14 protein-coding genes are annotated in these 10,915 nt (G+C 34.2%); 7 read left to right on the top strand and 7 right to left on the bottom strand.

Annotation, left to right across the window (positions count from 1 at the left end):
* The 5 genes from JOC59_RS05120 to JOC59_RS05100 all read left to right on the top strand — a co-directional run.
* The coding region (locus JOC59_RS05120; RefSeq protein WP_205143721.1) for a transposase at positions 1–322 on the top strand (322 nt) is incomplete at its 5' end.
* 137 nt (positions 323–459) lie between these two features.
* Complete coding sequence (locus JOC59_RS05115) at positions 460–1,338, top strand: YitT family protein (protein ID WP_205143720.1); 879 nt, start codon at positions 460–462, stop codon at positions 1,336–1,338.
* A gap of 38 nt (positions 1,339–1,376) precedes the next feature.
* The gene (locus JOC59_RS05110) at positions 1,377–2,312 is read left to right on the top strand and encodes a deoxyribonuclease IV (protein ID WP_205143719.1); all 936 of its coding nucleotides are present in this window, start codon (positions 1,377–1,379) and stop codon (positions 2,310–2,312) included.
* Between the two features lie 107 nt (positions 2,313–2,419).
* Positions 2,420–2,608, top strand: coding sequence for a 30S ribosomal protein S21 (rpsU, locus tag JOC59_RS05105; RefSeq protein ID WP_133364230.1), 189 nt, complete (start codon positions 2,420–2,422; stop codon positions 2,606–2,608).
* A gap of 214 nt (positions 2,609–2,822) precedes the next feature.
* Complete coding sequence (locus tag JOC59_RS05100; RefSeq protein ID WP_205143727.1) at positions 2,823–3,161, top strand: hypothetical protein; 339 nt, start codon at positions 2,823–2,825, stop codon at positions 3,159–3,161.
* A 75-nt stretch (positions 3,162–3,236) separates the two neighbouring features.
* Here JOC59_RS05100 and JOC59_RS05095 read toward each other — a convergent pair whose 3' ends face one another.
* The 7 genes from JOC59_RS05095 to JOC59_RS05060 all read right to left on the bottom strand — a co-directional run bounded on the left by JOC59_RS05095 (position 3,237) and on the right by JOC59_RS05060 (position 7,553).
* Complete coding sequence (locus JOC59_RS05095) at positions 3,237–3,491, bottom strand: hypothetical protein (protein WP_205143718.1); 255 nt, start codon at positions 3,489–3,491, stop codon at positions 3,237–3,239.
* Between the two features lie 24 nt (positions 3,492–3,515).
* Positions 3,516–4,403 (bottom strand): YitT family protein, encoded by an 888-nt coding sequence (locus JOC59_RS05090; RefSeq protein WP_205143717.1) that lies wholly within the window; start codon positions 4,401–4,403, stop codon positions 3,516–3,518.
* Between the two features lie 440 nt (positions 4,404–4,843).
* Positions 4,844–5,185 carry a hypothetical protein gene (locus tag JOC59_RS05085; RefSeq protein WP_205143716.1) on the bottom strand — a complete coding sequence of 114 codons (342 nt, stop codon included), beginning with the start codon at positions 5,183–5,185 and terminating at the stop codon, positions 4,844–4,846.
* Positions 5,186–5,549: 364 nt separating this feature from the next.
* On the bottom strand, positions 5,550–5,918 hold the full coding sequence (locus JOC59_RS05080; RefSeq protein WP_205143715.1) for an IS3 family transposase: 369 nt from the start codon (positions 5,916–5,918) through the stop codon (positions 5,550–5,552).
* Between the two features lie 230 nt (positions 5,919–6,148).
* Positions 6,149–6,433 carry a helix-turn-helix domain-containing protein gene (locus tag JOC59_RS05075; RefSeq protein WP_205143714.1) on the bottom strand — a complete coding sequence of 95 codons (285 nt, stop codon included), beginning with the start codon at positions 6,431–6,433 and terminating at the stop codon, positions 6,149–6,151.
* Between the two features lie 154 nt (positions 6,434–6,587).
* Positions 6,588–7,001: a DUF2000 domain-containing protein gene (locus JOC59_RS05065; RefSeq protein WP_205143713.1), complete on the bottom strand. Its 414-nt coding sequence runs from the start codon at positions 6,999–7,001 to the stop codon at positions 6,588–6,590.
* A gap of 15 nt (positions 7,002–7,016) precedes the next feature.
* Entirely contained in the window at positions 7,017–7,553 is a 537-nt protein-coding gene (locus JOC59_RS05060; RefSeq protein ID WP_205143712.1) for a helix-turn-helix domain-containing protein, read from the bottom strand.
* A 230-nt stretch (positions 7,554–7,783) separates the two neighbouring features.
* Here JOC59_RS05060 and JOC59_RS05055 point away from each other — a divergent pair, with 230 nt between their 5' ends.
* Together JOC59_RS05055 and JOC59_RS05050 are read left to right on the top strand one after the other, a co-directional pair.
* The gene (locus tag JOC59_RS05055) at positions 7,784–9,007 is read left to right on the top strand and encodes a CCA tRNA nucleotidyltransferase (RefSeq protein WP_205143711.1); all 1,224 of its coding nucleotides are present in this window, start codon (positions 7,784–7,786) and stop codon (positions 9,005–9,007) included.
* A gap of 3 nt (positions 9,008–9,010) precedes the next feature.
* Positions 9,011–10,900: an ABC-F family ATP-binding cassette domain-containing protein gene (locus JOC59_RS05050; protein ID WP_205143710.1), complete on the top strand. Its 1,890-nt coding sequence runs from the start codon at positions 9,011–9,013 to the stop codon at positions 10,898–10,900.
* The last annotated feature ends 15 nt before the right edge of the window (positions 10,901–10,915 follow it).

Raw genomic sequence — 10,915 nt, 5'->3', positions numbered from 1 at the left:
GACCGAGTTCCCTAAGGTGGTGAAGAAATTAGAAAATAGTTTTGACGAATTAATGGTGATTTACCAGCTCCCAGAGGAGCTAAGGAAGCGTCTCCGGACGAATAATACAATTGAGTGGGTTAATCAAGAAACCCGTCGTCGTGATCGTGTAATCCGGATATTCCCGAATGATCTAAGCGTCTTGCGACTAATGAGAGCACTACTGATTGAACAGAATGAAAAATGGGCTGCTGGTCTACGGTACTTAAACATGACCATTTACCACGGGATTGAAAAAGATGACAATTTAGAAGAAGCCGGTATGCTTAAGCTTGTGAAATGATAAATTCGCGGAATTTAATTTACACCAACATTTTGGACTTGACCCAAATTTTATTTAATGACAGTGATGTTGCTACTATTTGATATAGTGTATAATGCACATTAGATAATTAAGAGATAGAGGAAAAGTGAAAAAGAATGCATGATATACAAACTTATTTTGAACGGCATCAGTATGCTGGGAGAGTTGGAACTGCTTTTATTTATGGGATTATGGTATCAATTGCGTTAAATTTTTTTTGGACACCAGGGCATATTTATTCATCTGGATTTACAGGGTTAGCGCAATTGTTCGATACCTTGTCAAAAGGAATTTTAGGATTTAATGTGCCGGTATATGTCTTTTATTTTTTATTCAATGTACCACTAATTATTGCTGCTTGGCGTAAAATTGGACATCGTTTTGCGATATTTACAATGATTGCTGTATTTTTAGCTTCTTTAATGATTAGAGTAATTAATACACCAACGGCTTTAACGCATGACCCTTTAATTGATGCTATTTTTGGTGGCTTGGTTAACGGCTTTGCAACTGGATTAGCATTGCGGAATGGCATATCAACTGGTGGACTAGATATTATAGGTATTTTAGTTAGGCAAAAGACGGGTATGCGAATGGGGGTAGTTAATATGATATTTAACGCTTTTATTATGTTAGCTGCTGGTGTGGTTTTTGGTTGGCAATATGCTTTTTATTCTGCAATTGGCGTTTTTGTAAATGCTCGTATGATTGATACTGTGTACACGCGACAGCAAAAAATGCAAGTTATGATTATTACTGATCGGCCGAAAACGGTGGTCGATTCAATTCAAAATCATTTAAGACGAGGAATCACGATTATTCATGGTGCCGAAGGAGCGTATAAACATGATAAAAAAGAGGTTTTATTTACAGTAATTTCACAGTATGAACAATATGAGGTACGTGAAGCACTTAATGAGGCTGATCCACACGCTTTTATGTCAATATGGCGAATTGAACGCATTATGGGTAATTTTTACGAACCTAAGTTATGATAAGGTTGATAGAAAATACGAATTAAAAGGAGTTAGTAATGGTTTTAAGACTAGGATCACATGTTGGAATGAGCGGTAAAGCGATGTTGTTAGGTGCAGCACAAGAAGCAGCAAGTTATGGGGCAACAACTTTTATGATTTATACTGGTGCGCCACAAAATACGCGGCGGAAAGCAGTTGAAGAAATGAATATTGCTACTGGTCAAGCTTTTATGCAAACGCATAATTTAGGTGATATTGTGGTACATGCACCATATATTATTAATCTTGGTAATACATTAAAAGCAGACAAATTTGCATTTGGTGTAGAATTTTTACGAGCAGAAATAGTCCGTGCAGAGGCCTTGGGAGCAACGCAAATGACATTACATCCCGGTGCACATGTTGGTGCAGGGGCAAAAGCCGCAATTACTTCAATTGCTAATGGCTTAAATGAGGTGATTGAACCTGATCAAAAAATATCGATTGCAATTGAAACAATGGCTGGTAAAGGGACCGAAGTTGGACGTACTTTTGAAGAAATTGCAGAGATGCTCGACCAAATTAAAGAAAATGAACATGTTAGTGTTACGATGGATACGTGTCATATGAGTGATGCAGGATACGCAATACGAACAGATTTTGATGGAGTTTTAAATGAATTTGATCATATAATAGGGCTAGACAAATTAGGTGTGGTCCACGTAAATGATTCAAAAAATCCACAAGGTGCACATAAAGATCGCCATGAAAACATTGGCTTCGGCTATATTGGTTATCAAGCTTTACATGATATTGTTTTTCATCCCCAATTAGCAAACGTCTCTAAAATATTAGAAACACCATATGTTGGCTTAGATAAAAAGACAGCTAAAGCACCTTATGGTGTTGAAATAGCAATGCTGAAAGATGGTCACTTTGATAATCAAATGCGTGAAAAGTTAGTTTCGGATTGGCAAGAAGGTCCATTGCCAATATTTGCTAAAAATAATTAAATTATGATTGACCTTTATCATCTGTTTTGGCATAATAGAAGTTGAGCATTCGAACAATAATTAATTTGTAATGATGTTACATATAACCGAGAGGAGGTGTATTTTTCATGGCAAAGACAGTCGTTCGTAAAAACGAATCTCTTGATGATGCACTTCGTCGTTTTAAGCGTGGCGTTTCTAAGGATGGTACTTTACAAGAATTCCGTAAGCGTGAATTCTACGAAAAGCCATCTGTTAAGAAGAAGCTTAAATCAGAAGCTGCTCGCAAGCGTAAAAACAAGAAGAGTCGCTTCTAATTATCAAGTAGACTGTAAATAAAAACCAATTGATTAAATCAGTTGGTTTTTATTTTTTTATGCTTATTAGCAGTACTAAAAAATAAAAAAATTAAATTTTACCTTAAATAACGCTGATTACGTAATTATATATAAGGTCCTTCTTAAGAAGAATTGCTTGTATTTTTGAATAAACAATAGTAATATATATTGATAGAATTTTAAAGAAAGTGAGCTGATGCTTGTGTTAAACCGTACAAAACAATGGTTACGTAAGAATGACTTTGGTTACAAGAAAGCCTATATTCGGCCGATGATGGTTCCTGAACACGTTTATGTGTTAAAGTTCGGTCGTGACAAGAAAATCAACTCGCGAGTTATTGTGAAATATCAACATTCACTTTTGGGTCGTTTAAAGATAAAAGAACTTGACTTGCGACTTCATGGGCAGCATAATCCACGTATTTTTAAAAGCGAGGATGAGCTTTTAGTATATCTAGATGATCATCTAGATAAAATTAAGCTTGATGCATATAAACACCCAGAAAGACTTTTAGATGTTCAACCAGATTAATTTTTATCATCTAAAAAAGGGCTATGATGTAGTAATACATACATCATAGCCTTTTTTATTATTTAAAATTTTGTTTTAAGCTAATGTTGCTAGAGTTTTAGTGAGTTCATCTAAATTAAGGTTTGTAAATATGGGCCCCTTATGATAGTTCTTAAATGTTTTAACAAATGGTTTTTCAAAGGCGATCCAGCTAATATCAGTTGGTAGTTCAACTAAGTGGGTTAGACTCTCAAGAGTATAACCGTGATTAAGCAAAATCAAGGCTAATCGTGTTTCAAGAGAAAACTGACTATTTTGTAACGCATGTGATAATGTAACAGAATCAAGCATAAATAAAAATCCTTTACTAATAAGTTATTGTTTTTTTCTAGGCAATAGTGGTTTACGAGGCCGATTATACGTAAAGCCTTCACCAAGTGTTTCTTGGACATTTAAGATAGTAGTAAAGGCTCGTTGATCAATACGTTCGATTAATTGCCGTAATTGATGTAATTCACTTGGAGAAACAACAACATAAACTGTTAAACGAGGTTCACGTGTATATGAACCTTCAGTGTTGAAGTAGCTAGCCCCACGATTCATTTCCTTAAAGACAGCCATAGCAATTTCTTCAGGTTTATCGGTCATAATTAGGACCCCACGAGCAGCATATGCGCCTTCCTGTGTGATTGCAACAAATCGCGAGAAAACATACGAGGCTAATAAAGTATACATCATTTCACGAATATCAATATAGATTAATGATGAAAATAGTACTAGGACATCTAATGCAAATAATGAACGCCCCATTGGGATTCCAAAATTTTTTTCAAAAATCCGTGCAAGGACATCAGTACCACCCGTTGTTCCACCAAAACGATATACTAAACCAGAGCCAGCTCCAGCAATTGTTCCGGCGATAATCCCAGCAATAAACATATCGTGATGTAATCCTAGACTGACGGGGACCTTTTGCCAAATCCATATCCAAACTGACAATGAAATAATGCCATAAATAGTATAAATTAGAGCGCGTTTTCCTAAAATACGCCAACCAATTAAAATGAGCGGTATATTTAATAAAACAGTCGTATAAGCGGGATTTAAGCCAAATAAAGCTCGTAAAATCAAAGTTACACCAGTAATTCCACCTTCAGCTAGGTGATTGGGAATATTGATATTAACTAGGCCCCAACCGTATAAAGCTGTACCAATTGTAAACATCAGTAAATCAATTAGTCGGATTTTTTCATTTTTTTGCACAATGGCTATTCCTCCATAAATAAATCATTAAAATTTATTTTAGCAGTTTTAAGAAAAAATGTCTTAAAAATTTTTTAGGATTAAGGTTTTATCATGAGAAAGCAAATAATAAATGGTCTATTCGTGATGAATGTTCAGGTGTCTAAGCTTAGTAAAATTTAAGTGGTTCTGGTGAAAAAATAATAAAGAGAATTATTTATCACATTTTGATGCTCATTACCATACTAGCTTGCCAATAATTCGTTCAACAATCAACCCAATGTATCACAAAGCCTATTTTATTGATTTTGCATCAGAACCTAATTATCTAGGCAATCCACACCATACGTAAGAAAAGGGCTTATCGCGTTAATACGTAGTCTATTTACAACATTGGCCTAGTAATGCACTTGTTAGCTCAAATCGATTTTGGATAAATGCACCACGGATTAGGGTAGCGTTTAATCACTTAATATTTTTTGAATAGCGGCTTGTTCTGTAGGTGATGCGTACATATAACGTTTCTGTAAATCATAGTTAAATTGGGCCCTTGCCCTAGCTGCACCCAAGCCATTAACATGCTTAGCTTTTTTATATTCTGCAATGTCTACGCTAATATGCTCTGAATTAATTGTTTGTAGCCGAATAGTTGCTAATGCTCGCTCTTCCTGGTATTTCGTATGACCTATGATGATCATAAGATCATTTTCAGACACATCCGGATGAGATATCACTTTTTTCAAACCATATTGCTCTAATAACATAAAGCGCAATTCTCGATTAAAACCTGTTGTTGTATCCATAAAATTCTCCTTGTTTAACGTCACTGGGACATGGGTACAAAAAAACCGCGCTCGGAATACGAACACGGTTAAGTGACGTATATCCGTTTACAGTGGAGCACCTTACTTCATAAAGTAGGTTGCTGCTAGGTCAAAGTGTGTAACCACTCGCTAGCTCTTGATATAACACGTGATTTAATTGCTAAATAAATCATAGCATACAAGGACTCAGATTGCTATAAAGATCGATTATGATACTTAAATTATTAGCTTACATGTCTTATGATTTGGGCGTTTGGGATGGTATAGTCCAACTAAGTATTGTTACACTATAGAGATCTAAATACGCAGTAACATAGGCTCGTTTTTGCATACTTTGAGGGCCCTAGCGAACTTTAGTGACATCAGTAACAATCTTTTGAAATGGGTGGTCAGTTATAAAGCGACGCTTTAATTTGTGCTTAGCGACTGGCCCAACGTGACCTTTGTAAGAGTTGTATGTCCGAGCTTGTTTATCATAAGCAGTATACTGTAAATTATATTCTTGCATAATTCGTTGTACTTTGTTGTGATTAATTTTGATTCCATTGTTGTGTAATGTTAATACGACACGGCGATAGCCGTAATCTTTACATTTCATAATAATATTTTTAATTAACTCAATGATTGTAGCATCAGTTTTCTTGTAAACATGGTTAATTGCATAGTGAAAATTACTACTTGAAATGTGGGCTACTTTCAAGAATATTGCCAATTTAATATTTAATTCCCGCTTTAATTCGACTACTAATTGGGCTTTTTCAAAGTTTGAGATTTCTTCTTTTGAATTAAAGCGTCCAATTTTTCCAAGTAAGCTATCCGTGCCCGTAGGTAATCATTCTCATTTTATAGTTCTTTCTTGGTTTTCTCTGGTTTATTTTGCATTTTGGCAGTACTTCTTTTATTCGGTCTAAGTCGCCTCGTAAATAAATCTTGTTCCCATCACTAAATTTGGGCAGGTGTTCGTATCCGAAACTGCTTAGCAGTTTTAAGAAACGAAGATTTAGTTTTGAGATGCCAATTTAATACTTTACGTTTAAACGAATAATCAAGACGTGTCTTTACTTTTGGACGATTTAAACCAGAAATTCCAAATTGTTCTAATTTACGAAGCCATTCATATATGGTTACCGAACCTTTTATCTGATATTTACGCATTAAGTCTGAAATTAGACCACCATTTTGATATTTAAGAATTGCGTTTAATTTTGTTTTTTGAGAAAAATACATAAGAAAACCCCCTCGATTGGATTTATTCCAATTCGAGGGGGTCAGGGCAAGGCCCGATTTTACTAAGACATGTTTAATTGGACGATGATCTTATTCAATCAAATTATTACGATATTTATAACATTGGTGATTTGCTTTCGCCAATAAGCCATCTTTAACGTAATAAGGGCAGACTACCTGTTAATTTGTTAATCTCCTTTTTTGAGCCATATAAGCCAAACCCTAAGTAAGTTAGATCATCAGTTGTGATTTTTTTGGATTTTTTAATATAGTCTTCATAGGTTTTACATTGTTGAGCCAAATCTGTAAATTCAACTACTTCTACATCGTTATATTTTTCCTGTGTTAGTGTTCTTCGCAATTCTTGTAACTTTTCTTTGGTTGATTTCAGAATGGGCACTGGTATATAAACTATCCCCGCATGTTTAACATTATTTGCATCAATTGTGTTTGCTCCAACTAATTTGTCATTGTTTCTACCTAAGGTGATACCTAAAATCGTTGCTGTATTCGCAATTACTCCTAACGGTAACTCATTGTCAATTAAAATAACACATTTATTTTCCAAAATAATATCCCCATTTCACTTAAAAATTGCTTGATATTGTTTGGGAGTAACACCAATTAACATTTTAAAAACACGTGTAAAATGACTTTGATCAGAAAAACCAACGCTTAATCCTGTTTCGGATAAATTACTTCCTTTAGCTAGTAATTCTTTAGCTGTTTTAATCCGCATTGTTTGAACATATTGATAGGGCGTTAAACCAAATTGCTTGGTGAATGTACGGATTAGAGTATATTTATTTAACCCACTTAAATCGCTTAAAGCTTCAAGAACAATTGTTTGAGAGCAATTTATTTCCAAAAACTTTTTAATCTCGTTTAGCTTGATTTTATACTTATCTGTGATTGAAACTGACGGAATTTCAACTAGATTTGCTAATAATTCACTAATAAAGAAATAGAATAACTCAGTTTTACTTAAAGTAGTTTCTTTCTCTAAAATAGCTGAATGTAAAGCTTGAAAACCAGTGCTTAAAAAATTATCCTGGATAATTGGTTCTGAGAAAATTAAGGATTCTTTTGAACCAGTAATACTTTTAAATAGTTCTTGCATGCGTATTTTAGGAATATTTAAGGTACGATAGATTAGTGGTTCTTCGTTAACCGGTGTACAACCATGGCTACCTCGCTTTTTAGGCTAATTACACTCAAAATAAGTTTAACTGAAAGTTTTTACACCAAAACCATGTAAATATTATCGACATAGTTTTTGGAAATTACTTGGTTATTTAGTATGATAGGTATAGCAAGAAAAGTTCGGGACTAAATGAAATGGAGAGAGCAATGCATATTGAGAGTTTGCCAAGTGAATTTCAAAAAGCACTACCAATTTTAACAACCATTGTGGAGGCAGGTTACGAAGCCTATTTTGTAGGAGGTAGTGTTCGTGACATGCTATTAGGGAAAGCAATACATGATGTGGACATTGCTACAAGTGCTTACCCATCAGAAATTAAAGCATTATTTGAAAAAACAGTTGATACTGGTATCGAGCATGGAACAGTTATGGTTTTAGACCATGGGGCAGGCTATGAAATAACTACTTTTAGAACGGAAAGTGGTTATACGGATTATCGCCGACCTGATGAAGTGATTTTTGTTCGTGATTTACGAGAAGATTTAAAACGTCGTGATTTTACGATCAATGCTTTAGCTATGAATAAAACAGGTGAAATTATTGATTTATTTGACGGACTGCTAGATTTAGATAAAAAGGTAATTAAGGCAGTTGGCAATCCTTCTGAGCGATTTCACGAGGATGCACTTAGAATGATGCGAGCCATTAGGTTTAGTGCTCAATTAGATTTTGTTATTGAAGATAAGACACTACTAGCGATTAACAAAGAAGCACCTTTATTAGAAAAAATAGCAATTGAACGAATTAACGTTGAGTTTACTAAAATGTTAATGGGGCAAGCAGCTGCTAAGGGCTTGTTTGCTTTTACAAAAACAGGTCTATATAAATATCTGCCAAATATTAATATTGAACGTGAATTGGATTTGGTTGCTGCAGGATTAGCTTTAAAACATAAGCAATTAATGACACCAGCAGTTGCATGGACATTTTTAATTGTGCAACTTGGCTTGGATGATAAACGAGCAAAATTATTTTTAAAGCAGTGGAAACATGGTAATGATTTAATTAATATGGTTACTAGTGCTAATCATTTTATTCGTTTGTATAAACGCCAAACAATGGTTACAAATTGGGATTTGTATCAACTAGGTAATAATGTGGCGATAGTAAACGCTGTTTTAGCTGTAATTATGGAAGATTTTGATGAAAATGAATTAAATAAGCGCTATGACATGTTAACAATTAAAACAAAACGAGAATTAGCAATAACCGGGGCAGCTTTGATAAAAAGTGGGGTTGTTAAACCAGGACCATTAATGGGGAAAATATTGTTGCAACTAGAACAAGCGGTAGTTGCCAAGACACTTGATAATAATGCTGCTAAATTATTAGCACAAGCGCAAGTGATTGTAGAAGGAGAAAGTAAATAAATTATGCAACAATTACGTGTAGAAGAGTTAACCAGTACATATGGTGAAAAAACATTGTTTAAAAATATTGAATTTTTAATTAATGAACATGATCGCATTGGTTTAATTGGTGTTAATGGTTCAGGAAAAACATCATTGTTGAATGTGATTGCAGGCTTAGGATCACCTGATAGCGGTAAAATTATTAAACCAAATGATTATCGAATAAGTTATTTACAACAGCAACCAGTTTTGGACGAAAAATTAACAGTGATGGATGCCATTTTTGCTGGTAGCCAACCTGTATTTAAAACTATTCGTAATTATGAAACAGCCTTAACTGCATATAGTGTAGAGCCCACCAACGAAAAACTACTAGAAGAATATACACGTGCAGAAGCGTTAATGAATCAAGAAGATGCGTGGCTTGCAGAAGCAGAGGTAAAAGCAATTTTAACACAGTTACATTTACCAGATTTGCAACAAACGATTAGTGCTTTATCAGGTGGGCAAAAGAAACGGGTGGGGCTAGCACAAGTTTTAATTCAAAAACCGCAATTGCTAATTTTAGATGAACCAACCAATCATTTGGACTTTGACTCGATTACGTGGTTAGAAAAATACTTAGCTAGTTATAAAGGCGCGGTTTTGATAGTAACACATGATCGTTACTTTTTAGATCAAGTTACCACAAGAATTTTCGAATTATCATTCGGCGAGTTACACGAGTATCAAGGTAACTACCAAGCCTTTGTCGAACAAAAAGCTCAAAAGGTGCAAGCAGCAATTGTTGCTGATCATAAACAAGAACAGTTATATAAAAAAGAATTGGCATGGATGCGAACTTCTGCTCGCGCACGAACGACTAAACAAAAAGGCCGAGAAAATGCGTTTGCTAGTTTAGAAGAACAAAGGGGTACTTTACAAATTGCTCAAGATGTTGAGGTTAATTTGGGACAACAACGGCTTGGGAAAAAAGTTATTAATATTCGTCATGCTAATTTGGCTTTTGCTAAGCAAACAATTTTAAAAGACTTTAATTATTTAATTCAATCTCATGATCGTATTGGAATTAGTGGTGCTAATGGTGCTGGTAAGTCAACTTTTTTAAATGCAATTGCTCAACGAATTCCCCTTGATTCTGGGGTAATTGAAATTGGTGAAACTGTTAAACTAGCTTTTTATACACAACAAATGGAAAACATTCCGGAAGATAAGCGAATGATTGCTTATTTAAGTGATGTAGCAGAGTCTATTAAGGATAATGATGGTAATGATATTAGTGTTGCGGATTTATTAGAACAATTCTTATTTCCAAGATTTATGCATGGGACTTTGATTCGTAAATTATCTGGTGGTGAAAAACGACGGTTATATTTATTAAAGTTGCTAATGACACGTCCAAATGTTTTATTTTTAGATGAACCAACTAATGACTTAGATATTGGTACATTAACTGTTTTAGAGGATTATTTAGCAAGCTTTAATGGGACTGTTATCACAGTTTCACATGACCGTTATTTTTTAGATAAAGTCGCTGATAAATTATTAATTTTTGATGGTGAAGGTATCATTGAACAAAAAAATGGTTTATTTACCGATTATTTAGCAACTACTAGTCAAAATATTAAAACGAATAACTTAAAAGATAATAAAGTAGGACATACTAAGAGTGATAATAAACAAAAACTAAATAAGAAAAAGATGACTTATAATGAAAAGAAAGAATGGCAAACGATCGAACAAGATATTGCACTGCTTGAAGAACAACAAACCACAATTCAAACAGCGATGAATGAAAATGCTGCTGATTTTGGAAAACTCTCTGATTTACAACGAAAATTAGAGGATGTTGAAACAGCATTACTTGAAAAAATGGAACGTTGGGATTATTTAGCAGAATTGGTTAATTAAAAAATAAGAAAGTAA

Source organism: Periweissella beninensis (assembly GCF_016908275.1).
Classification (GTDB): domain Bacteria; phylum Bacillota; class Bacilli; order Lactobacillales; family Lactobacillaceae; genus Periweissella; species Periweissella beninensis.
This window is presented reverse-complemented; position numbering and strand designations above follow the sequence as displayed.

What these genes read in the sequence shown, in the direction of transcription:
- JOC59_RS05115 (WP_205143720.1), top strand. Translation starts at nt 460, where the DNA reads ATGCATGATATACAAACTTATTTTGAACGGCATCAGTATGCTGGGAGA.
- JOC59_RS05110 (WP_205143719.1), top strand. Translation starts at nt 1,377, where the DNA reads ATGGTTTTAAGACTAGGATCACATGTTGGAATGAGCGGTAAAGCGATG.
- rpsU (WP_133364230.1), top strand. Translation starts at nt 2,420, where the DNA reads ATGGCAAAGACAGTCGTTCGTAAAAACGAATCTCTTGATGATGCACTT.
- JOC59_RS05095 (WP_205143718.1), bottom strand. Translation starts at nt 3,491, where the DNA reads ATGCTTGATTCTGTTACATTATCACATGCGTTACAAAATAGTCAGTTT.
- JOC59_RS05085 (WP_205143716.1), bottom strand. Translation starts at nt 5,185, where the DNA reads ATGGATACAACAACAGGTTTTAATCGAGAATTGCGCTTTATGTTATTA.
- JOC59_RS05075 (WP_205143714.1), bottom strand. Translation starts at nt 6,433, where the DNA reads ATGTATTTTTCTCAAAAAACAAAATTAAACGCAATTCTTAAATATCAA.
- JOC59_RS05060 (WP_205143712.1), bottom strand. Translation starts at nt 7,553, where the DNA reads ATGCAAGAACTATTTAAAAGTATTACTGGTTCAAAAGAATCCTTAATT.
- JOC59_RS05055 (WP_205143711.1), top strand. Translation starts at nt 7,784, where the DNA reads ATGCATATTGAGAGTTTGCCAAGTGAATTTCAAAAAGCACTACCAATT.
- JOC59_RS05050 (WP_205143710.1), top strand. Translation starts at nt 9,011, where the DNA reads ATGCAACAATTACGTGTAGAAGAGTTAACCAGTACATATGGTGAAAAA.